The sequence below is a fragment of the Enterobacter cloacae complex sp. 394I7 genome (assembly GCF_057320345.1).
Genome location: NZ_JBXWCR010000004.1, coordinates 50,044 through 72,004, shown reverse-complemented (window position 1 = coordinate 72,004; position 21,961 = coordinate 50,044). Strand labels below are relative to the sequence as shown.

At 49.3% G+C, this 21,961-nt stretch carries 20 protein-coding genes; 15 read left to right on the top strand and 5 right to left on the bottom strand.

Going from position 1 to position 21,961, the window contains the following annotated elements; genetic code table 11:
* The first annotated feature begins 63 nt into the window (after positions 1–63).
* From AC2FAP_RS16175 to AC2FAP_RS16135, 9 genes are all read left to right on the top strand, one after another.
* Positions 64–1,848, top strand: a complete 1,785-nt coding sequence (locus tag AC2FAP_RS16175) for a diguanylate cyclase (protein WP_449541502.1) — start codon at positions 64–66, stop codon at positions 1,846–1,848.
* 448 nt (positions 1,849–2,296) lie between these two features.
* Entirely contained in the window at positions 2,297–2,857 is a 561-nt protein-coding gene (locus tag AC2FAP_RS16170) for a fimbrial protein (RefSeq protein WP_014168795.1), read from the top strand.
* 37 nt (positions 2,858–2,894) lie between these two features.
* The gene (locus tag AC2FAP_RS16165) at positions 2,895–3,602 is read left to right on the top strand and encodes a fimbrial biogenesis chaperone (protein WP_449541503.1); all 708 of its coding nucleotides are present in this window, start codon (positions 2,895–2,897) and stop codon (positions 3,600–3,602) included.
* A gap of 33 nt (positions 3,603–3,635) precedes the next feature.
* Entirely contained in the window at positions 3,636–6,140 is a 2,505-nt protein-coding gene (locus tag AC2FAP_RS16160) for a fimbria/pilus outer membrane usher protein (protein ID WP_410398238.1), read from the top strand.
* Positions 6,141–6,164: 24 nt separating this feature from the next.
* Positions 6,165–7,337 carry a fimbrial protein gene (locus tag AC2FAP_RS16155; RefSeq protein ID WP_449541504.1) on the top strand — a complete coding sequence of 391 codons (1,173 nt, stop codon included), beginning with the start codon at positions 6,165–6,167 and terminating at the stop codon, positions 7,335–7,337.
* A 28-nt stretch (positions 7,338–7,365) separates the two neighbouring features.
* Positions 7,366–8,553 carry an HD domain-containing phosphohydrolase gene (locus AC2FAP_RS16150; RefSeq protein WP_025205028.1) on the top strand — a complete coding sequence of 396 codons (1,188 nt, stop codon included), beginning with the start codon at positions 7,366–7,368 and terminating at the stop codon, positions 8,551–8,553.
* 17 nt (positions 8,554–8,570) lie between these two features.
* Positions 8,571–9,350, top strand: a complete 780-nt coding sequence (locus AC2FAP_RS16145) for a winged helix-turn-helix domain-containing protein (protein WP_333178007.1) — start codon at positions 8,571–8,573, stop codon at positions 9,348–9,350.
* Positions 9,347–9,826: a hypothetical protein gene (locus AC2FAP_RS16140; protein WP_279256687.1), complete on the top strand. Its 480-nt coding sequence runs from the start codon at positions 9,347–9,349 to the stop codon at positions 9,824–9,826. The genes AC2FAP_RS16145 and AC2FAP_RS16140 overlap by 4 nt, the downstream gene beginning before the upstream one ends.
* A gap of 30 nt (positions 9,827–9,856) precedes the next feature.
* Positions 9,857–10,531: a Crp/Fnr family transcriptional regulator gene (locus AC2FAP_RS16135; protein ID WP_237770629.1), complete on the top strand. Its 675-nt coding sequence runs from the start codon at positions 9,857–9,859 to the stop codon at positions 10,529–10,531.
* Positions 10,532–10,584: 53 nt separating this feature from the next.
* On the opposite strand, the gene AC2FAP_RS16130 is transcribed toward AC2FAP_RS16135, so the two are convergent.
* Positions 10,585–11,205, bottom strand: coding sequence for a LysE family translocator (locus tag AC2FAP_RS16130; RefSeq protein WP_279256686.1), 621 nt, complete (start codon positions 11,203–11,205; stop codon positions 10,585–10,587).
* A gap of 262 nt (positions 11,206–11,467) precedes the next feature.
* On the opposite strand from AC2FAP_RS16130, the gene AC2FAP_RS16125 reads away from it, so the two are divergent.
* Positions 11,468–12,304, top strand: coding sequence for an alpha/beta fold hydrolase (locus tag AC2FAP_RS16125; protein WP_032681596.1), 837 nt, complete (start codon positions 11,468–11,470; stop codon positions 12,302–12,304).
* 105 nt (positions 12,305–12,409) lie between these two features.
* Here AC2FAP_RS16125 and AC2FAP_RS16120 read toward each other — a convergent pair whose 3' ends face one another.
* Positions 12,410–13,306, bottom strand: a complete 897-nt coding sequence (locus AC2FAP_RS16120) for a LysR family transcriptional regulator (protein WP_449541505.1) — start codon at positions 13,304–13,306, stop codon at positions 12,410–12,412.
* A 97-nt stretch (positions 13,307–13,403) separates the two neighbouring features.
* On the opposite strand from AC2FAP_RS16120, the gene AC2FAP_RS16115 reads away from it, so the two are divergent.
* Positions 13,404–14,198, top strand: a complete 795-nt coding sequence (locus AC2FAP_RS16115) for an SDR family NAD(P)-dependent oxidoreductase (RefSeq protein ID WP_020885260.1) — start codon at positions 13,404–13,406, stop codon at positions 14,196–14,198.
* Between the two features lie 68 nt (positions 14,199–14,266).
* Positions 14,267–15,481, top strand: a complete 1,215-nt coding sequence (locus AC2FAP_RS16110) for an L-dopachrome tautomerase-related protein (protein ID WP_449541506.1) — start codon at positions 14,267–14,269, stop codon at positions 15,479–15,481.
* Between the two features lie 404 nt (positions 15,482–15,885).
* Here the strand turns inward: AC2FAP_RS16110 and AC2FAP_RS16105 are convergent, their stop codons facing one another.
* Positions 15,886–16,245: a LecA/PA-IL family lectin gene (locus AC2FAP_RS16105; protein ID WP_449541507.1), complete on the bottom strand. Its 360-nt coding sequence runs from the start codon at positions 16,243–16,245 to the stop codon at positions 15,886–15,888.
* Between the two features lie 778 nt (positions 16,246–17,023).
* Between AC2FAP_RS16105 and AC2FAP_RS16100 the strand changes: the two genes are divergently transcribed.
* Both AC2FAP_RS16100 and AC2FAP_RS16095 read left to right on the top strand, forming a co-directional pair.
* Positions 17,024–17,788: a LecA/PA-IL family lectin gene (locus AC2FAP_RS16100; RefSeq protein ID WP_449541508.1), complete on the top strand. Its 765-nt coding sequence runs from the start codon at positions 17,024–17,026 to the stop codon at positions 17,786–17,788.
* Positions 17,789–17,875: 87 nt separating this feature from the next.
* Positions 17,876–19,264, top strand: coding sequence for a carbohydrate binding domain-containing protein (locus tag AC2FAP_RS16095; RefSeq protein WP_449541509.1), 1,389 nt, complete (start codon positions 17,876–17,878; stop codon positions 19,262–19,264).
* Positions 19,265–19,448: 184 nt separating this feature from the next.
* On the opposite strand, the gene AC2FAP_RS16090 is transcribed toward AC2FAP_RS16095, so the two are convergent.
* Complete coding sequence (locus AC2FAP_RS16090) at positions 19,449–20,141, bottom strand: DAPG hydrolase family protein (RefSeq protein WP_020885264.1); 693 nt, start codon at positions 20,139–20,141, stop codon at positions 19,449–19,451.
* Between the two features lie 108 nt (positions 20,142–20,249).
* Here AC2FAP_RS16090 and AC2FAP_RS16085 point away from each other — a divergent pair, with 108 nt between their 5' ends.
* The gene (locus AC2FAP_RS16085; protein WP_277492642.1) at positions 20,250–20,891 is read left to right on the top strand and encodes a TetR/AcrR family transcriptional regulator; all 642 of its coding nucleotides are present in this window, start codon (positions 20,250–20,252) and stop codon (positions 20,889–20,891) included.
* 261 nt (positions 20,892–21,152) lie between these two features.
* Here AC2FAP_RS16085 and AC2FAP_RS16080 read toward each other — a convergent pair whose 3' ends face one another.
* The gene (locus AC2FAP_RS16080) at positions 21,153–21,842 is read right to left on the bottom strand and encodes a hypothetical protein (RefSeq protein WP_062935302.1); all 690 of its coding nucleotides are present in this window, start codon (positions 21,840–21,842) and stop codon (positions 21,153–21,155) included.
* Between the last annotated feature and the right edge of the window lie 119 nt (positions 21,843–21,961).

Below are 21,961 nucleotides of genomic sequence, written 5' to 3'. Positions count from 1 at the left end.
AATCAAACGTTTTCTATAATTTGAAAGAACGCCATCCTTCTCATGTCGTAAAAGGATCCACAGGTGCGAATCGCAACGATAACTAACTGGGCCTATGGTGCCACGGTCTGCCTGACCCTTGTCTCAGGCATCATCATGCTGATGGCATCCAATGCCGACACCGTGGAACGTCACGCCGTTGAACAGCGGCAGCGCTTTGATGAGCTGACGGAGGATATTGAAACCGACGCCTGGGCGCAGTCCGATTTAGCCCGCCTGTACGTAATAAAAAAAGATCCGCATACCCTCAGACAATACAGCCAGTCAGAGAACAACCTGAAAAATGTCGAGTTGAGGCTGGATAAACTGCGCGATAACGGCGCGTCCGATGAGGAGCTGTCCCTGCTGCGGGAAGGTCTCAAGATTATCGATGCGCTACAGGATGAACAGCAGACGGCCCTCACCAGTACAGAGCGGGGAGAAGATGCTCAGGCCATTGCCCTGCTTTATGGTGCCCCCTATGAGCAGGCGCTGGAACGCGCACAAAACCAGATTGATCACTTTCGCCAGATCCTCGACAAGCGGGTGATTGCGTCCGTGCAGGATGCCACCAAAAAATCGAAAGCGCTGCGTACGGCCTCTGAACTGATGGTTGGCCTGACCGCCCTGCTGTTTCTGTTTGTCCTGGGCTTTATCCTGAAACGTCGCGTGCTGCGCCCCGTGGTGCGTCTGAGCGACGTGGTACACCGTCTGGCGTCGCAGGATTACGCCGTCGAAACGCCGAATTTTAATCAGATTGATGAGATTGGCGATATGGCGCAGGCGATCCGTATTTTTCGTGAAAACGGCCTTGCCCGGCAACGGCTGGAAAAAGAGCGCGACGCCGACTGGGCTGTCCGCGAACTGCTGGCCCGCATGACGCAGCGGCTGCAAGGGTGTGAGAACTTTACCGATGTTATCAACGTGGCGGAGCTGTTTGCCCCCAATATCGCCCCGGGGGTCCCTGGCCGGCTCTATGTCCTTGACCGCGATCCCTGGCAGATGCGCTGCGTTGCCCAGTGGCTCTCCCCCACGGGAGAGGAGATGATGTTTCATCCTGACGAATGCTGGGCAGTAAGGCGTGGTCAGAGTCATCCCCCGTTCAGCGGTAAGCCGGATATCGCCTGCTATCATCTGCCGGAATCACTGGCGTATCGTTCGCTGTGCGTGCCGCTTATTGCCCAGGGCGAGGCCATTGGTCTGCTCTCATTCCAGAATATCACCGCGGAAAATGCCCCTGCCCGTGCTTATCTCGAACTGATGGCCGAAGCGCTCGGTCTGGCGCTGGCAAACCAGCGGCTACGCGATGCGTTGCTGGAAAAAGCATTGTTCGACCCGCTGACCGGCTTGCGTAATCGCCATCATCTGGAAGATACGCTTCATACCCAAATGACACAGGCCATTCGTAACGGCGAACCCCTGAGTTGCATGATGATCGATATCGATCACTTCAAGAGCATTAATGACCGGTTTGGCCATGAAGCGGGTGATCAGGTTATTAAAAGCGTATCCAGCATTGTGAAACGGGCGGTCCGTGAGAATGGCCTGGCGTTTCGCTTTGGCGGAGAGGAGTTTTTGATACTCCTACCAGGGGTAAATGAAGAGGTTGCCTTTACCTTCGCAAACGAGATTTTTGACGCCGTTCACGCGTTAACGGTGCGCAGTGGACTGACCGAAATCGGTCCAGTTGATGTCTCTATCGGAATCGCCAGCTACCCTCAGCATGCCGAAAGCGACAACCTGTTACGCGCGGCAGATGTTGCCTTATACCGTGCGAAGGAATTAGGGCGTTCTCGTATCGTCAGTTTTAGTACGCTCGAAGTTGAATAGTTAAAAAAAGAGACTGTTATCCCTCCTGGCAGTGTCTTTTCCCCTTCTTTGTCTTCCCTGAAACAGCGTGCTTCATTGCCGTACTTGTTTTGGTAATGTTAATTTCGTTTCATTATTGTAACTCACTGTGCAGAGTAATGTTTTTATGCCTGTCCAGGATCCTTGCAAAGATCGTCATATGACGATTTTGAGCACGTCTTTAAACAGGAAATCGTTTCTCTACCTCCCCTCCAGCCCCTCAACCAAAAGAACATAAATCTATATAAAAATTAAAAAGCAGTCATTTAAATTTAAAAAATCAATTTAAACGATATTTGCGTTTACCAAAATGCGCATTAAATGGTTTTATATCCCGACCAAAAGAGTGGGTAAAACAGTGTTCCGAAACGCTGTTTCCCCACCCTGGAAGTACCAGGTACATCGAAAATGAAAAAACGGGATATAAAACATGTTCAATAAGACATTAATCGCAGCGGCTATCATGTTTTCTGGTGCAGCAATGGCGGCAGAAAGCACGGGTGTCGCAGGTGGCACAATTACTTTTAACGGTTCAGTATCAGATACAACCTGTGATGTGACGACCAACAATGGTTCTGATTTCACCGTCAATCTGTCTCCGATTACCCTTACCGATATGGGGAAAACCGCGGGCATCGTGACGGCTAACGAAAAAGACTTCACCATGAGCCTGAAAAACTGCACCGCGGCAGACGAAGGCACCAAAACCCTCAAAATCACCTTCACCAGCAGCAACCTGTCTGACGACGGTAAATACCTGAAAAACTACAGCGAAGGCGGCGCAGAAGGTGTGGGTATCACCCTGACATCCGATGGCAAGACTGCCGTACCGTTTGATACCGCCTTCAATACCGGCCTCACGTCGGATGATGTTTCCAGCACCGACGGTATTACGCTGACCATGCATGCGAACTACTACAACTTTGGCGGTGCTTCTGTCACCACCGGTAAAGTCGTTACCGACGCAACTTACTCTTTTAGCTACGATTAATACCTCCACCGGGGAGCAATCCCCGGTTTTAAACATCATGAAAAAATTAATAATCTTTCTCATCGGGGCTGTCGCCTCGCAGATGGCTTTTGCCAGTGTCGTGATTAATCAGACTCGCGTCATTTATCCGGCAGCGGCGAAATTCGTTTCCGTACAGCTGGTTAATGACAGTGATAAAACGCATCTGGTGCAATCCTGGCTGGATGAGGGCGATGCTTCCGCTGCGCCTGAAAAGGTCAAAGTGCCCTTCTCACTTATGCCGCCTGTCGTAAAAATGGAGGCGCACAGTGGGCAAACCCTGAAGGTCGCCGCAATGAACACCCAGTCACTGCCAAAGGATCGGGAAAGCGTATTCTGGCTGAACGTTCTGGACGTGCCTCCGGTACCGGAAGGTGGAGCTGATAATTATCTCCAGGTCGCTATTCGCAACCGCATCAAAGTTTTTTATCGTCCAATGTCTCTGGAAGAACTGGACAGCTCGGTTATTGAAAAAGTCACCCTTTCCACCTCTGGCGATCGTGTGTGCCTTAAAAACAACTCCCCTTATTACCTGACCATTCCGCAAATCGTGACCTGGCAAGGTGGGCAGTTAAAACAGGCCAGAAAAGATAATTTACTGAACGATACCGCCTTTATTCCTCCGTTTGGTTGTGCGCTGGTTCCCGACAAAATCCATGCGGGTAATCAGTACCGAATCACCTGGCTTGATGATTTCGGCGCCAAGAGATTCAGCATCCTCCACTGATCGCAGACAGTACTCATGCCAGGTTCAATTTTGATGAAGAACAGATCGCTGTTTCGAAAAAGCCTGCTGGTTCATTCCATCAGCCTCGCCTTGTGCTCGTTTAGTGCATACGGTGAGACATTCAACAGTAGCCTGCTGGTCGGTAATTCAGCGGATATGGACTGGAGTAACAATCAGTTGGTCATGACGCCAGGGACTTACGATCTCGACGTTTACGTCAATAACGTCTGGCGTGGAAAGTTCACCTTAACGGTCGCCAATGACGATCGGGGCACCGTACATATTCATAAAGAAGATGCCACGCAACTGTCTATTCAGGAACTGGATGATGCTATCGCGAACGCTCACTCCGACATGATTGACATTAATACGTTACTCCACGGAGGTAAAAGCAAGCTGGTACCGGGAGAGATGCGTCTGGACCTGGAAGTTCCGCAAGCCTTTGTGAAAACTGACAGCCAAAACTGGGTGGCACCGCAGAAATGGGATCAGGGGATTAACGGTCTTTATACCAATTACAACGTTAACTATTACAACTTCCATGGACTGAGTGAAGGGTATACAAATAGCGATAATTTTTATCTTTCACTGAACAGCGGGCTGAATTTTTCAGGCTGGCATTTACTCGATAATTCCACCTGGATGCGTTACAGCAATCCGGGAAAAAGTTATTGGGTCAATACCACACGCTATGTCGAAAAACCGATTGTGGCTATCGAATCGCTCATGCGTGTCGGGCGGGCGTATACCGCCTCTGATTACTTTGATACCGTGAGATTCCGCGGCCTGACGCTCACGAAGAGCCGGCAGATGTTGCCCGACAGCGAACGTGTTTATATGCCTGTCATCACCGGGATCGCCACCAGTTCCGCGGTCGTGAGCGTGTTTCAGGACGGCCATATTATTCATCAGTTATCCGTGCCCGCCGGCCCCTTTGCAATTCGGGATTTAATGCCGACCGGTTCACGTGGCGATCTGACCGTGGAAGTAAAAAATAATGGCGGAAGTACCGAGCGCTTTGCCGTTCCATTTTCCTCTTTACCAGACATGCTCCGACCGGGCACCAGTGATTATCAGTTCAATATCGGTGAAGTGGACATGCGCGGCATTAACGACCATAGCCGCTTTGCCCAGTTTAGCTATTCACGCGGTATTAATAATTACGTTACCGCGACTGCCGGGAGCATCTGGAATGCTGACTATCAATCTGTATTGCTTGGGGGTGCCATATCTTTACCCTACGCGGGCTCGTTGTCTGGATCTCTTGAAGAGTCACAGTATCGCCTGCCGGGAGAGGAGCGGCGCCGCGGAGAAAAATACGCCCTTTCATGGAGTAAGTATTTTCCAACACGAACTAACCTGACGCTCGCATCGTATTATTACCGAACGCAGAACTATGCCTCCTTCAGCGATTTTGTCCTGACCCGATCCAATATTCAGGATTATGGCGGAACAGGCTCCTCGACGGTTAACAGCAAACAGGCATTCAGCGCCAATATCATTCAACCCCTGTCAGATGATTTCGGCCGTCTTTCGCTTTCAGCATACTGGCGTGACTACTGGCGCGGGCAAAAAACCAGCCGCCAGTATAACCTGACGTGGAGCAATGCCTGGCACAGCGTAAATTACGCCGTATCGCTGCGCCGTTCCGAAGTGACGCAGTCCTACTACGACTATGAAACAAATTATGAGGGTGATGTCGTCACTTCGTTGCGCACGCGTGGAAACACTGAGAACAATCTCTATTTTTCCGTCACCGTTCCGATGTCCCTCTTCGGCAGCGGTGGGAGCATCGCAACCCACGCCAGCGTGCAGAAAGGTCGATATGCGTCTTCAGACGTCAGCCTGAGCGGTAATTCCCACGATGTCGATTACAGCCTGATGCTGGCCCATGATAACGAGGGGGACTCCCGTTCGGCGGATCTCTATACCAACTGGAAAAACAGTGTGACCAGCCTTAACACCGGCCTGACCGTCGCCCGTGAATATCGCCAGACCAGCCTTGGTGCGAGCGGGAATCTGCTTGCGTGGCGTGGAGGGGTCATTGCCTCCCCGAATAATGGGCGAAACTTTGTGATCCTTGAGGCACCCGGCGTGGAAAATGCCGTGGTCAACGGCGATTCATCGACCCGTACAAACCAGCACGGTATCGCACTGGTGACCAGCGCAACGCCTTACCGGCAGAATAATTTTCATCTCGAGCAGGATGGGACAAAAAGCAGCGACGTTGATTTACAGGGTAATTTGCTGAATATCGCCCCGTATGAAGGCAGCATTACGTATCTGAAATACAAAACGGATACGCGGAAATTATTCACCCTGGAAGTTCAGGATACGAAAGGTGAACAGTTACCGTTTGGCGCATTTGTTTCAGATAGCGGTCATAACGAATTGGGATATGTAGCACAGGGAAGCCAGATTTTTATTAAATCCGATACGATGCCTGATTCTCTGCATATCGATATCAGCAAAGGCAAGGTAAAAAAAACCTGTGTCATTGCACAGCCCAATGAACATGCCGTCAATATCTGCCGGTAATTTAAAACGAGTATTAATACGATCATGAGTAAGTCTTTTTATCTCATCATAGCCGTATTCGCCCTGATATTTATACCAGGATTTTCCGCGCTGGCTCAACCCCAGTCCAGAGGCCTTACTGGCGATACGTGCAGAAATAGCGGCATTTTATTTAAAAACGTGGCAGAAGCGGATAAATCGCTGAATCTCTCATCGGAGTTTCTGACATCCAATGTCGTTGAAAGAACCTATACGACAAGCTGGTCTGGCAGCATGACCTGTACCTATGGCAATGTCGGGATTGGTGGTGTATTACAGGATCATCTTTATTATTTCACCGGGTTTAATAATAACCCCGTGTACCTCAATTTTAACAGCGCCGATGGCGAAAACAGCTACTGGATTAAAGTGACGGCACAAATTACCGGCACAACAAAAGTGACTGTCAGCGGGATTGTGGGCATCCACTCCCTCGCCTATCCAACACAATATACATTGCGCGCAGAGCTTTTAAACACGCCGCCCACCGGGGTCGCAGCCTACACCAAGACGACCACTAATGGTGCACTCAGCGTTATACCGGCGGTAATGAGCGGTACGGGGAGCGGAGCGGATTCACCCTTGTTATCCAGTAAAACCTATGCCTACCGCGCGTGGGACAACATGATGACCGACACCTCGCGCAAAAGCTGGAATACCGATTATTTTCTCGCTTACGAGAAAGTTACTATTCAGTTTGAACCGAAAGAAACCACCTGCAACATGACCCATGACATGACGGTTAAGCTCCCCCCCGCCTCGCTGAGGACATTAAAAATAAATGGTAAAGCTAACGGTGCCGATTTTACCATACCGTTTAAGTGCGGGAATCTGGCGGGAGTCAAAACTGCCACCCGTAATATCAAGGCCTGGATATCCAGTAATGACTTGGTTACTACCGACAGCACTTACCAGGTCATGGTTAATGATGAGACCACCGCTAGCGGCGTGGGCATTGCGCTTCGCAGTCGTTATTTCCTTGGCGAACATGAGGAGATAAAAATCTCCAGCAGCAATAATATGGAACATGCAACACAAATATTAGACATTGCAAAAGATGATAACATCCAGGATATACAATATATTTATTTGCATGCCTATTACAAAGTCTACAACGCATCAGCGCTCTCGACCGGAACGGTGGTAGCAACTGCACAAATTATGTTTGGTTACGATTAATTATTTTAGTATTTAGCTCAGGGCTTCCATGAATATATCTGTTCAAACCGTGCTTAACTTATTACATCGAATTATTTATCCGGTCTCTGCTGACCTGGTAAATCATTTGCAACGCACGGCAATCATCACCTGGTATTTAAGCCATCAGGCAGGACTTGATCACTCCGGAATCAAGACGGCCTTTCTGGCCGGCATGCTTCATGATATTGGTGCACTCAGTAAAGATCGCGCACACATCATGCCGGGAGGTGATGGCTTTCAGGATGGCCATGAACAGTTGGGTGGGTCAATGACGGCGGGCATTCGTTTTCTGCAGCCGGTGACCGCCATTCTGGAAAATCATCACAGCGAATGGTCAATATCAGACAACAATACGCTCCCTCTGGTACATCATCTGGTGCATATGGCCGATACGTTCGAACTGTTCCTGCGCGAGGTTAAAGGCGATTTTGTCGCACAGCGCGAGGATATCCTGGCCCGCTTCTTTGCACGGCCTGAGCAGTGGCCTGATGTGCTTTCGAATGCCCTGTATGAATCGAGTCGCCAGGATGGCTTCTGGTTCAGGCTCTGTAACCCGGCACAAGACCAGGTGCTTAATGCCATTAGCCCTCTGCAACACGACATGCTCGATCATCATGACTTTCTTGAAGTGTGCCAGCTGATTTCAAAAATTGTCGATAAATACAGCAGCTTCACCCGCACTCACAGCGCCAGCGTGGCCCATGTGGCGGCCCGTCTTGCTGCACTTTATGGCTATGACCGCGATATGCAGGAAAAAATCTGCATTGCGGGTTATTTACATGACATCGGCAAGCTCTTTACACCGCTCGCTATTCTCGAAAAACACGGCAAGCTTGAAGACCATGAATACGCCCGTATGAAGCAGCACAGCTACAAAACGCTGGTCATGCTTCACCCTATTACTGAACTCGGCAGCATCGTGGATTGGGCAGCCAATCATCATGAACGTCTGGATGGCAGCGGTTATCCTTTCCGGCTAGGCGCCGCGTCGCTGGATATTCCGTCACGAATTCTAGCCGTAGCGGATGTTTTTACCGCAATGACAGAGAACCGTCCCTACCGACGAGGAATGGACAGCGATAAAGCCATGAGTATTCTTCGTGAAGAGGCCGCAAATTATCGTCTGGACTGGGACATTGTGACATTGCTGGGCCATAATATTAATTCTGTTAAACCGCTCGTTGCGAAGTGTTAACGCCCTAAGAATAAATAATGAAATATTTGATTGCCCATACAGTTGTCTACGATACGGAAAGTGGTGAACTCACTATTCCAGGCGCTGAGGCACCTGAAGGCAAAAAACTGACAAACACGGCGAATCGTATTCTCTCGTTGCTGATTGCAACGCCGGGAGCCGTTCTTGAACGTCAGTATCTGCTGGAACAGGTGTGGGAGTCCGCCGGACATACCAGTTCCAGCTCCTCACTTAATCAGTATGTGAGTATTTTACGTAAGACCCTGACCTCCCTGACAGATATTGAAGAAACGATTATTGTTGTCCCCAAAGTGGGCTTTTTCTTTTCTTCTGATATTGATGTGCAGATTATAGACACCACTGAAGGTGTCACTAAACTCGAGAATATTAGTCCTCGCCGGGTCAGAAAGAAAAGATTCCCACAGCGATATATATGGGCAACAGTCGGTATTGTTGTGCTGCTAATAGCCAATATCTGGGTCTGGCGCAAGGAACCGCCAAATCAGCGATATGACGAACTCACGATGATTGGCCATCTCGGGAAGTGTAGCGTCAACACTTTTGAACATCTTTCTGGTGATATGCGAAAGCATTTGATTGACGTGTTGCTTTCTGCTCAGCCCAGTCTCAAAGAGAAATGTGCGTTGCATGCAGCTCAACTGATGGTGAATATACAGCCGAACGTGTTTTATGGTAGCCGCGGGAGAATTTTTTACGCTTTTTGTCCCCTGGACTCAGAAAACAACACGTTGATCTATTGCGAAAATCATTATGCATTTAACTGGGAAATGAAATGAAAAACGCACTGGTATTCGCGACGATAATAACTGTACTTACAGGCACGCTTTTCTGGGGTATTATTGTACGTCCATCAACGTATATAAACGATCGCTGCTTTGCGAATTTCTCCTATAAAGATGGTTCAAATGACCAACCGTTTACATTTTCAGGCAATGTTGCCTTTGAATTTTCCGAGGATAAAACAGGTCAATCTAATTTATACGGCGACATAGATTACCAGGGCAAAAATTACACCTTTTCCCGCTACGTAAAGTTTAAGTACCTTAATACCTCCAGCAATGCGTATACGGTGAAGATCCTCAAGCAGGAAAAGCTGGCACATGATAACACGCCCGAAAATCTGTCCTCTCTGGCTATTAAAGTATTCTTTTTAAGCGGCGAGCATTCCATGTATATGAAAAAACATGGCGACAGTTTTATCACTATCGGTAATACGCTGTCGCCCGTGATGAATTGTGTTATCCAGTCATAAAGATAGTTTGATGATCGCATGGAAGATATTGTGTCGACAAAAAAGAAAACATCCCGGTGTGTCAGTTGCTCAGAATGCGGTTTTGCTGACGTGTGTCAGGCCTATCTTTTTGACCGCCAGGAACCCCTGTTTATCCACGATCTGGCGCGCGGTAAACGTATATCGAAAAATGCCTTTATTTATCAAAGCGGCACTCCGGTAACTGCGCTCTATGCCCTGAGAAGCGGCGTGGCTAAAATTTACGATACGCAGCAGATTCTTCAGGGGATCCTGCTGCCGGGGCAAATTTTTGGTGCAGAAGAACTCTTCACCAGCCAGCATCAATATAGCGTGCAGGCTGCTACAGACGTGGAAATCTGTGAGCTACAAAAAACGCATTTTTATGAGATAAGCCAGCTAACCAGCACGTTCACCCACTTTATCATTCGTATACTCTCCCGTTCAGCCAGAGAAAAACAGTTGTTTATTAACGTGCTGGTGAAGAGCGACGGTTTACAGAAGGTCAGTGATTTTATCCAGCTTATCGCGGATATCCGAAAAGAGTATGGCTTTGAGCACCGCGCGATTGAACTGCCGCTCACTAAAAAAGAACTGGCGCAATTACTGGGTATTTCCCAGTCGACACTGGCGCGTGCGCTGGCGGCGCTGGTTGAGCAGCAGAGGGTCTTAATGAATAAAAAAGAAATTACCTTATTACACCACTGAGCGTTTCCATGGCGTGTTGTCAGAAGCCACCCGATATTACGGGTGGCGCTTAATTAGCGCTTACTCATGGCCAGCCTGGCAGCAAACAGCAGAAACACTACGCCGGTCGTTCTGTCCATCCATTTAACGACCGCGGGCTTTTTCAATACTTCTGCCGCATAGCCGGTTGCGATAATTAACGTTAACGACCAGAGCGTGCCAATAAGCACATGAATACTCACGAGCAAAAATGTCCACACAAACGGTGAATGACCTGCTGGAATAAACTGCGGCAGGAAAGAAACGTAGAAGATACCCATTTTAGGGTTTAGCACGTTACCCAACATGCCACGTAAAAAATCGTTGCTGCTGCGGGCATTACCGTCAGAGGAAAGCGAGAACTGCTGACGCGGGCGTAACAATAACTGGAGGCCCAGCCAGCAGAGATAGAAGGCCCCACACCACTTTAAAAAGGAATACGCGAATTCGGAGACAGCCAGTAGTGCTCCCAGGCCGAAGGCGACCAGCGCGCCCCAGATAAAGCAACCCGTATCAATACCCAGCGCGACGTGAATTGCTTTTTTACTGCCATCCGCAGCGGCAGTGCGGAGAATTAACGCGGTATCCAGCCCGGGAGTCAGGGTCAACAGCGTGGCAGCGAGAGTGTAAGCAAGAAGGGCATCGGTGACAGTCATGGTGCTACTCCGAAAACACAGAGCGTATTGGAAAGTTAACATTGCTGCAACACCAAAAAGAGGGGGGTACAGGTACTCTTCTTCCCAGAATCTGCGTCGTGTTTTATCCGGCTTACGGGTTATGCAGAGGTAACTTCAGGTAAGGCGTAACTGATTTTATTCATCGGTGAACTCGATTATACGTTACGGGTAACAAGGCGTAGTTTTAATACCGCTAGTTCAAGGCTATATGCCACAGGATATCAATACAGGAGTAACAACTATGCCATATGTAACCACACAGGACGGGGTAAGTATTTATTTTAAAGACTGGGGCGATAAATCAGCGCAACCCATCATGTTTCACCATGGGTGGCCGCTGAGCGCAGATGACTGGGATAATCAGATGCTATTTTTCCTAGCCCACGGTTATCGCGTTATTGCTACGGACCGCCGCGGTCATGGCCGCTCAGACCAGGTGAGCCACGGGCATGATATGGACCATTATGCATCTGATGTTAACGCCGTCGTTGAGCATCTGGATCTGAAGAATGTTATCCATGTAGGCCACTCCACCGGTGGAGGACAGGTTGCTCGCTATGTTTCAAGATTCGGACAACCTCAGGGACGCGTATCAAAAGCGGTTCTCATTAGCTCCGTCCCTCCCCTCATGGTAAAAACTGACGCCAACCCAGACGGAACGCCGATTGAGGTCTTCAATGATTTCAGAAAGGCACTTGCCGCTAACCGCGCCCAGTTCTATCTGGATGTCGCCTCAGGTCCTTTCTACGGTTTTAACCGATCCGGTGCAGCAATCTCTCAGGGCACAATTCAAAACTGGTGGCGCCAGGGTATGAACGGCGGTGCGATTGCTCATTATGAGGGTATTAAGGCATTCTCAGAGACAGACCAAACTGAAGATCTGAAACAGATTTCTGTACCTGTTCTGGTCATGCAGGGCGATGACGATCAGGTCGTCCCCTATAAGAATGCAGCGATTATGCAGGACAAGCTCCTGAAAAATAGTCAGTTAATTATTTATCCTGGTTTCCCTCATGGAATGCACACCACCCATGCTGATGTTATAAACTCAGATATACTGGCATTCATTAAGAAATAAAATCATTACCAGCATTATTCAGGGTAGCTATTCAGCTATCCTGAATTACGTTTTAATGCCATCCCTCCACCGCATTAAACCCCCTATCAGCGCCCCAACATGTCGTTATTGCGTGGTCAGGAGATCAATCATCGCGCGGGTGGCAGCGGACTGGCGCCGGTGTGGCGCGAAGATCACCGAGAACGGCCGCGAGCGTCCGCGAAGGTGAGGAAGTACCTCCACCAGCTGACCGTGCTGTATCCTGTCCCGAACGATAAATTCATAGCTCTGGCAAATCCCCATACCGTGTTCAGCCAGGGAGACGACGCCAAGCACATCATCCGATGTTTCGATAGGTGAAACGGGTAGCCAGTCCACATCGCGTTCGTCTTCCCGAAACACCCACGGAGCGATGCGACCGGTGCGCGGCAAAATAAACGGCAGACACATGTGTCGGTGCAAATCATCCAGCGTTTGCGGAGTCCCCATCCTGTGAAGGTACGCGGGTGATGCGACCAGCAGCAAAGCGGCATCCTCCAGTTTACGCGCGACTAAACCACTGTCGGGCATCTGACCCAAACGAATCGCCAGATCGAACCCTTCAGCAATCAGGTCGACGTTGCGGTTGGTGATGTTCAGATCCACCTGAACGCGCGGGTAGTGTTGGGAGAATTGCGCCAGCAAGGGCGGCAGACGATAGTGACCGTAGGTAGTCGGTACACTCATGCGCACGCGTCCGGTCAGGTCGCCTTCCTGGCCCTGCCCATTACGTTCAGCTTCATCCAGCAGGGAAAAAGCAGAGCGCGCCTGCTCCAGATAGACTCTCCCTGCCTCGGTCAGGCCTACCCGACGGGTGGTTCGCTGTAAAAGCTGTCGTCCCAGACGCGTCTCAAGGCGGGAAACCGCACGACTCAACACCGAGGGCGTGGTGGACAGGGCAACGGCAGCAGCAGTAAATGAGCCGTGTTCAACGACAGCGATGAAGACCTCAACATCGCCAAGATAATCGAATTTTCTGCTCATTATGCTCTTTCAGGAACAAATGTTTTTCAATTCCGCTAATTTATCTCCAGTTGGGCGATGAGTAAAGTGTGCGCATTCATCACCAGAGAGTAAAATCATGGATCTTCAACTCACCGGTAAGACAGCACTCGTTACTGGCGCAACCGCGGGGATTGGTCTGGCCATCGCCCGCACGCTGGCGCGCGAAGGCGTGGCCGTCACCATTACTGGTCGTGACCACGCAAAATTGCAAAACGCCGTGGCAGACATTACCGCCGCTCAGCCTCAGGCGCAGGTCACCGCCATCGTTGCCGACCTGGCAAGCGCTGAGGGGGCAAAAGCCCTGATCGCGGCCTGCCCTGACACCGATATTCTCATCAACAACCTGGGCTTTTACGAAGCCCGAGATTTCGCCGACATCACCGATGATGAGTGGCTGAACATGTTCAACATCAATGTCATGTCCGGCGTTCGCCTGTCACGGCATTACTTCCCGCGCATGCTGGAACGCAACTGGGGCCGGGTGATTTTTATGTCGAGCGAAGTCGGCGCGTTCACGCCGCCAGACATGGTGCATTACGGCGTCAGTAAGTCGGCGCAACTCGCCGTTTCGCGCGGTATGGCCGAACTCACGAAGGGGACGGGCGTTACGGTCAACAGCGTACTGCCTTCAGCGACCCGCTCCGACGGCATTATCGAATACCTGCGCCAGACCGCACCTGCACCGGGTATGACCGACCAGGAGATCGAAGCGAATTTCTTCCAGACCTACCGTCCCAGCTCTCTTATCGCGCGAATGATCGATGCTGATGAGATAGCCGCGATGGTCGCGCTGCTGGCAAGCCCGCTGGGCGCTGCCTCTAACGGTGCCGCGGTGCGCGTCGAAGGCGGCACTTTCCGCTCCATTCTTTAATGCAGCAGCCGTCATGACCTGAGGGGAATCAGTGTCCCCTGCTTTCCCCTATTTACCGGAGCATAGAAATGTTCAAACGTACCCGTAATATGTCCGCCATCGCGATGGCAATATTGTTCTCTTTTGCGAGCGTAGCCAGCGCAGCGAACCAGGCCCCTCTTGAGCGCTGGCGCAGCTATACCGGCGTAACCTGGAATACGCCTGAGAAGGGGGATACGCCGACGCCGTTTTCCGGCTCGGTTAACGCGCCCATCGCAGGCATCCACTTTGATGCAAAGGGAAGAGCCTTTGTCAGTACCCCTCGACTGGTTTCAGCCGGTGCACCCGCGACGTTAAGTATTCTTGATACGACCGTGCAGACCGGACCGGCGCGCCTCACGGCATTTCCGTCCCGCGAGGGGAATGCGGTGGAAACCGCTCCCGATCAGAACCTGCGTAACGTGCTTGGCTTCTATATTGACCGTAAGAATGGCTGGCTGTGGGCCCTGGATATGGGGTTCGTCGCGGGAGAAGCGGAATCCCCCGTGGGTTCGCAGAAACTGATGGTGCTGGATCTGAATACCGGCCGCACAATCAAACGCATTCCACTGGATGGCGTGGCAGACCGCAAGGCGAGCTTCCTCAATGATGTGGTTGTTGATGAGACGCGCCGTGTCGCCTACATCTCCGACAGCGGCTCGCGCAGTGCGCCTGAGAACCGCGTCGGTCTTATCATCGCCGATTTCGCAACCGGCACTGCCCGACGCGTGCTCGACCGTCATCCAGACCTGCAGATTGAGCCGGGTGTGAAAGTCGTCTCGCACGGGGCTGAAGTCTGGCCTGGTCATCCATTACTGATTGGCATCAATGGTATTGCGCTGTCTCCGGATACCGGCACGCTCTACTGGACGGTGACGACAGGGACCCATGCGTTTGCGGTACCGACTGACATTCTGCGAAAGCCAGGTGCTGACGATGCGCAGATTGCGGCGCAGATCCGGGATCTTGGATCGGTGGGAGGCAATACCGACGGTATCGTGACCGATGCCAAAGGCAACCTCTATATCACCGATGTGACACACAACGGTATTGTCAGGTATGAACCGAAGAGCGGCTCAATGACCTTGATGGCGTCAAACGACGGCGTACACTGGCCGGACACGCCGGCCATCAATCCGGACGGGGATCTGATCTTTACCTCCAGCAGCCTGAACGACCATTTTGCTGGCGCGGTCAAACCTGGCCAGGAGCGCTATGACGTATGGCGTTTACCCCTGAAGGCGTTGCAGGATAAGCACCAGTAACGCGACTGCGCATGCTCAGAACTGGAAACACTACACGCTCACAGGGACTCTCCTTGTGGGCGTGTACATTACTGACGCCGGTGTATGCGAGATAACCGGTGCAGCCAGAAGCAAACGGGCAATGACAGCAACAGAAAAAGGCAAAATGCGGCCAGGAATGCATCCGTTGTAGTAAAATGCAGGACTGAAGCCGCCAGTCCCCCTGCGATTCCACTGAGCACTATCAGGCCAAAAAACACCCACCCGGTAGAGTACCAGAGAATATTGTTGATTAGTCTTCTTATCATCTGCTGAGTTCTGCGAATAATATTGGAATGAATAAGATATCGGTTTGAGAACGCCGGACATCATCCCTGCCGCCATCTCAATGGGGCTGAAATCGCTGTATCCGAAACGACCCGTTCTTACCGGTATACATTGACGCTGAAACTGCCGGTATTATCAGAGTATCCAGCCTCTGTATCGGCAATATACAGATGCAGGATACCGCTCTGGGGAGCCGCCCATTTATATACTCCACCGCCTATATCATAACCTTTGCCAAGGGTATCAAATCTCGCCTTCAGCACCTTATCATTGCAGGTAATGAGCCCTTCTTTCACCCTGCCATCCGGCACCGCCAGCGCAAATTCTTCTTTACCGTATTTAATCCAGCCAGAGGCCATTATCGTTATCTCATCACCGGCATTCAGTTGCAGGACTGTATTAATACCGGCAGGAATATTTGCAGGAACTTCTCCGGACCATTCTGGCTTAGACGTCATGCTATTCTCCTTTATCAAACTTCATTAACATTACATTTGATGCGTGCTTTACATCAATCAAAGACAAAACTCCCTGCATGTGACAGACATCACATTTAGTATTCATAACGTTTCATCATGGATGCATATGAATATATTTATCTTTTCCAGACTTATGTCGAAAGAATAATGCGATTTCTTTTTTTACGCTGCGATTTATATAAATCCACCAACACAATCAACAACTAAGCCACTGATTTACAATTGATTTTAATGTTAACTATAGGAGTAATCGCACTTTTAATCATGACTGTAATTATACCTTTAGTAAATTAATTATCATACCTGGCTGGCGGTAATAATAGGTATGCGAAGCAGTGAGATGGCGCATTACAGCACCGCCTGCCGCGATATCCGCCCAATAAAAAACCTCTACCAACCCACTTAATTTCTCGCCTCCACGACGGAAAAGGAATGGGTTAACAAGTATCCACTTAGTTACCCTGTGTATTACTTTTTTGGTTTCAACATATACCTCTCACTCACACGCATTACCGCTCTGGAGCAACAAAACACAGCATGAGATTAATCCTAATATTTAATTCACAGAACTGCAGCAGACGGGAGACGAACAGAAATCACCAGCATCATTTCCAGAATATTATTTGCTGAGTGGCGTATCTGTTTATATTCTGATTGTGAATGCCGTACCCCTGAGTAACAAAAATCATTATCTGTAGACTATTTATTACCTCATACCACTGACAAGCTGGACGCTGTCACGATTACGGAGAATTATATGACTGTTTCACCTGCATGGTCGGGCAATATTGACGCAACTGCTGACAAGGGCATTAATACCGGACTTAAACTAAAAGCCGGGCAAAAAATCAGTATTATTGCGGAAGGATGGATTAAATACGGTAAGGAAGACTACGCCCTGGCATCGCCATACGGCAGGCTAAAAGAGGGCTTTGTCTTACGGAACGATAAGGTGCTGAAAGCCCGATTCAGTGCATCCGGAAAAAGCTATGACATTGGCAGTGGTGTTTACCAGTGGTCGGTACCGGAAGACGGCGAGCTGATTCTCGTGGTCAGTGACTCTTCACATCGCGACAACAGCGGCGCTTTCAGCGCGGTTGTGTATATCGCTGAAGACGAAAAGAAAGCGGCGGCTAAAAAGGCGGACTGGAAAGGTCATGTTCCTGCAACGCGCAGTGACTGGACCCACACCGGCGTATCCGTGAGCAAAGGGGATAAGGTGATGCTGATTGCAGCCGGTACCGCTCAGTACGACAGCCGCGGTCGCAGCTTTGGACCTGACGGCGACAGCCAGCATCCGTCAGCGCAAAAACCGGATCCCACTTTTGTCCTGCCAGAAGCACTGGCGGGGAAATTACTGATCAAAGCGGGTGAGCATATTTACGGTATCGGAAGCGGCGGTAGCGACTGGGAAGTCCCGGCTGATGGCGAAATTTCATTCATTTTTAATGATACAAATGTTGCGTCTGAATACGCCAATAATACGGGAGGCTATGACGTCAGGTTTGTTGTGCTCGGTTGAAATGCCCGCAGGGAGGCAACGTGCCATTCACTGCCTTCCCTGCCGGTTCACTGGAAAACAAAAATGAACGTTAATGGAGCCCCTGATATGAGCATTATGGACAATAAAAAAGTTGATTTGGTTTTCATCATCGACAGCAGTCTTTCAATGAAGGATGAAGCGGAAGCGCTCTGTGCAAAACTTGAGAGCGCCATTGAGGAGGCCAGAAAAGCCTGCCCTTCGGATTTACGAACTGATTTTCTGGGTATCGAAGGCGTTTTTGCCGGCACCAAATTTAATAAAACGGTCCGTCAGTTCCTGACGAGCGAGGCCGGTGCTAACCCGTCCGCCCTGAAAAGCAGAGAGTATGTCAAAGAGGGGAACCCCGCTCAGGAAGATGTGGCGCCAGCTGCGGAGGACGTTATCCGTTATTACAACTGGCGTGACGGCGCTGAAAAGAATATTTTTGTGCTGGGAGACGAAAGTCTGAAAGGCGGAGAGATGACCCTGGATGCGGGCCGCATCAAAGCCTGCGATGATGCCATTGCCACCGCCCTGGAGTACGGTGTCAAAATCCACTCCTATCTGGGCACGCCTCATGTCTCATTACCTTATCCCACCCCGGATGATGAGAAAGCCATGGTTCGGGAATACAAGCGCCTGGCGCTTCGTACGGGTGGTGAGCATTATATCTACACCTCCGGCATTGCCGATTTTGCCTCGGTTTTAAAAAGCACCATTTGCGCCAGTAAGGCCACGCAACAGGACAGCGTGGCGAACAAAAAAGAAGAAGCAGATGCGCTGGAAGGCAAAACGCCAGCGAAGACGTCTGATAATGGCAGCGATCTTTGCGCACAGGCCCCTGAGATTGTCCGGGCGGTGAATACGCTTGCTGATGTGCTTAAGAACCTGATTGACGCTTGCGCCAGCGACTGTCGTTGCAAAGAGAATACGCCCCCTTGCCCGTGTCAGGAACATCACAACAAACCGGTGACCCCCTCCTCACCCCCCGCTGCGCCGGACACTCCCCCTGTCAGTCCCGAGCCGCCAGCAAAACCATTCCTGGATGAGAGTAAGTTTACGAATAATCATCTGAATCACTGGCAGTTCGGACCGGCAACGCCTGAGCATGAGTTTTACTCAGAAGGTGGCGCGACCATGATTCGTTTTCCGACCACCAATGTTAAAGGCCGGACACACAATGGTGTGCTGCTTTATAAACATTATTCGGAACTCCAGCCGGGGAAACGCTATCGCTTCAGCCTTCAGGCTCGCAGGGATAATGACTACAAGGTGATACCCGAACTGTCACTGCGGGTGGCAGGCCAGGATATTACCTCGGTTACAGCACTTGCCGTGAAAGGCGAGTGGGTCACGCTGTCAGGTGAGTTTACGGCGGCGCAGGGCGATAATGTGCTGGAAATTTTCAGCCATAAAGCCAGCGGCGATGGTAACGATTTCAGCATTACTGGAATCACAGTAAAATCCGTCGATTGATTTTGTTACGCTGAATTCATTTCAGATATGAAGTGATGCCGGTTTGGCTACGCGTTGGTTAAACCAGGCATCACTGCTTAGCCAGTGTGCGTCACGCTTGAGATAACGTTGGTCTGGCCCGGTAATACACGGTGGGCATGATTACCCTCGTCGACAGGTTTACCTGAGCAGTTAAACCTGCGTGTTACCAGGGAAGCGCAATTTTCTCATCATTCGCTTTCTCGCCGTAATACAAAGAAGGCAGGAAACGAGACAAGAACGTGAACTCTGTATAACAGTGTCGCATAAGCGCTAATCCAACGTCATCGGCAGGTTCAGCGTGGTCGTCATTACTCATACCCAGAATAAACCGGCTACGTAGCACACACCCAAAAGGCGTATCCCGGACAACATGTAGCATTTGTCCGTCCAGCGGGTCGCCCTGACTATCCAGTTCAGTTTTTTCACCGAAGCCTATCCTTGCGGCAATGATTGCCGAGACACTCCCATCCGCCATTGCCTTGTCGACAGCCATTTCTCCAAATACCGATGCAGGGTGATGGAATTTAAGGCGCGCGGGAATGGGAGGAATTTCAGCTAATGATTCAACGGCATGGATGCTTGCGCCGTAAAAACTTTCCCCACGCTTCCAGTTGGCGTCCCATCCACGATGTTCAACATGATCAACGGGATGCCACCATTTTATATGCTGCGTCGTTTCAAAGAAGGTAAACCACCAGTTAATCATACGTCCTTTGCAGCCATGTAAATCAGTGCGTACGGCGACCAGCAGACTCCCGTCATCCAGACGTTTAATACCGGTCTCCAGCGGCATGGGAGAAGGATCAAGCAATGCCGAATAATCCAGCCAGGGCCTGGCAATATCGTGTTGTCGCATTTTTTTCTCCATTAGCATCGGGAAGTTCGCACCATTTAGGAAACGAAGTGCGTTTCCTAAACATTACCGATAGAATGGTCATATGACAAGCGAAAAGGAATCTCAAGGATGACCTCACCAACTAAACCACGCGGACGTCCCTCAGTCCCTGAAGAAGAGGTGAAGAAACAAATCATTGGTAGCGCGATGGCCTTGCTTTTTGATAAAGGCTATGACGCCACAACAATTGAGGCGGTTGCATCGCATGCAGGCGTTGCCAAAAAGACCGTCTATCGCTTTGCGAAAAACAGGGAGGAATTGCTTGGCCTTTCGGTTCGAAACTGGACGGATAACTACGCCCCACTCCTGCAGAGCGATCCGACAGATAAGAATGACGTTTTACCGGCGTTAAGAAAATTACTGGCTGCGATTTGTGGTCAGGCGCTATCAGTAACCGCCGTGAAAATGTTTCGTCTTCTCAATACTGAATTTCCTGGCAAAGATGATCTCCTCAAGAAATACACTGAAAATGGCATAGCGCGTGGCCAACAATTACTCACTGAGTGGATTACACGACAGCAAAAACAGGGCTGGTTGCCGATGTTACCTGCAGATACCAGTGCCAAAGTCATACTCGCCATGTGTGTCGCCGAACCTCTTCGGCAGGCGGCGATTGGTTTAACTCATCCCGTTGAGAAAACCGATATTGAGGCACATTTGGATTCTTGTATGCCTTTTATTTTACTTATATTCAGGCAAGGTGATGAATGACATAGTACCTAGTGATTCGATAATAGGAGCACAACAAGACACAATATGCCATTGATTTAATTAAATTATTTACGTTTGAGTTTTATAGGATACCCCCAAAAATACCCCCATTGATGTTTTCCTATAACGAAGTTGAAACTCAAAGGGCAAGTCAAGCTCTCACCGTTCTAACTTGTGCTCATGACAAGACTGGATCGAGCTGAGAGCTCAATAATTAACATAATGAATTCTGTTCCAGTACAATTATTAATTAAATAGTTTCTACTTTCTCATGAAATCATTCAATTTATTCTGTAACTTATAAAAAATCGTCAACCAAGCAATAAGGGAAGTTATATATCCCCCGGTTAACAACATATGATCCCCAGCAAACAAAATAACTTTACACGGCATATAAATTATCATTAAAAGAGGAATGTTTATAAAGGATAAGCTAACGTTTCTGACCCATGAAAAGAATAGTAACTTACCTTTATGCTTTTCAATATCAATTTTATCAACATAGGCGCCCCCATCGAACTCCTTTGATATTGATAGTCTAACATCTCCTATTTTAGTTGTTACCCATTGCCCCGTCAGAGACTTTATAACACTCCAAGGTAAGAAAAACGAAAAAACACCCAGATTGATAGGTTTTAAATTTTTAACAGAATCCCCTTCAAAGGTGATAATATAATCAGCTTTCTTACCAAAATTGACCCCAAGATATTTGCTTTTAAATAAACCACAAAACATTAAACCTTGAGTGCGCGTCTCAAACCTTCCTTTATCTATAATATTTTTACCATCAGTTTTTTTAGTTAAATGATACACTCTCTTGATCGTAAAAACATATTTCAAGCAAACGTTAATTACCAGCATTAGTATTAACACCACGGTATACGCCCTTGATAAAATAGTATCTTCCACTAAATCCAAAAGTGACATAAACATACCTAACGCTTCACTCATGACGGTTCCTTTTTATGAAATAAATTCTCTATGGCTTAAAATACAAACTTTTAACCATCTTATGCTTTCAAAATACACCCGGGTAAAAAATTATAAAATTATTATCCAGGTGTTATTTG

Bases quoted from the DNA above. Each gene is read 5' to 3' on its own strand.
- AC2FAP_RS16170 (WP_014168795.1), top strand. From the start codon at position 2,297: ATGTTCAATAAGACATTAATCGCAGCGGCTATCATGTTTTCTGGTGCA.
- AC2FAP_RS16110 (WP_449541506.1), top strand. From the start codon at position 14,267: ATGTTCAAACGTACCCGTAATATGTCCGCCATCGCGATGGCAATATTG.
- AC2FAP_RS16105 (WP_449541507.1), bottom strand. From the start codon at position 16,245: ATGACGTCTAAGCCAGAATGGTCCGGAGAAGTTCCTGCAAATATTCCT.
- AC2FAP_RS16125 (WP_032681596.1), top strand. From the start codon at position 11,468: ATGCCATATGTAACCACACAGGACGGGGTAAGTATTTATTTTAAAGAC.
- AC2FAP_RS16160 (WP_410398238.1), top strand. From the start codon at position 3,636: ATGAAGAACAGATCGCTGTTTCGAAAAAGCCTGCTGGTTCATTCCATC.
- AC2FAP_RS16150 (WP_025205028.1), top strand. From the start codon at position 7,366: ATGAATATATCTGTTCAAACCGTGCTTAACTTATTACATCGAATTATT.
- AC2FAP_RS16165 (WP_449541503.1), top strand. From the start codon at position 2,895: ATGAAAAAATTAATAATCTTTCTCATCGGGGCTGTCGCCTCGCAGATG.
- AC2FAP_RS16085 (WP_277492642.1), top strand. From the start codon at position 20,250: ATGACCTCACCAACTAAACCACGCGGACGTCCCTCAGTCCCTGAAGAA.
- AC2FAP_RS16115 (WP_020885260.1), top strand. From the start codon at position 13,404: ATGGATCTTCAACTCACCGGTAAGACAGCACTCGTTACTGGCGCAACC.
- AC2FAP_RS16100 (WP_449541508.1), top strand. From the start codon at position 17,024: ATGACTGTTTCACCTGCATGGTCGGGCAATATTGACGCAACTGCTGAC.
- AC2FAP_RS16155 (WP_449541504.1), top strand. From the start codon at position 6,165: ATGAGTAAGTCTTTTTATCTCATCATAGCCGTATTCGCCCTGATATTT.
- AC2FAP_RS16080 (WP_062935302.1), bottom strand. From the start codon at position 21,842: ATGAGTGAAGCGTTAGGTATGTTTATGTCACTTTTGGATTTAGTGGAA.
- AC2FAP_RS16145 (WP_333178007.1), top strand. From the start codon at position 8,571: ATGAAATATTTGATTGCCCATACAGTTGTCTACGATACGGAAAGTGGT.
- AC2FAP_RS16140 (WP_279256687.1), top strand. From the start codon at position 9,347: ATGAAAAACGCACTGGTATTCGCGACGATAATAACTGTACTTACAGGC.
- AC2FAP_RS16090 (WP_020885264.1), bottom strand. From the start codon at position 20,141: ATGCGACAACACGATATTGCCAGGCCCTGGCTGGATTATTCGGCATTG.
- AC2FAP_RS16095 (WP_449541509.1), top strand. From the start codon at position 17,876: ATGAGCATTATGGACAATAAAAAAGTTGATTTGGTTTTCATCATCGAC.
- AC2FAP_RS16120 (WP_449541505.1), bottom strand. From the start codon at position 13,306: ATGAGCAGAAAATTCGATTATCTTGGCGATGTTGAGGTCTTCATCGCT.
- AC2FAP_RS16130 (WP_279256686.1), bottom strand. From the start codon at position 11,205: ATGACTGTCACCGATGCCCTTCTTGCTTACACTCTCGCTGCCACGCTG.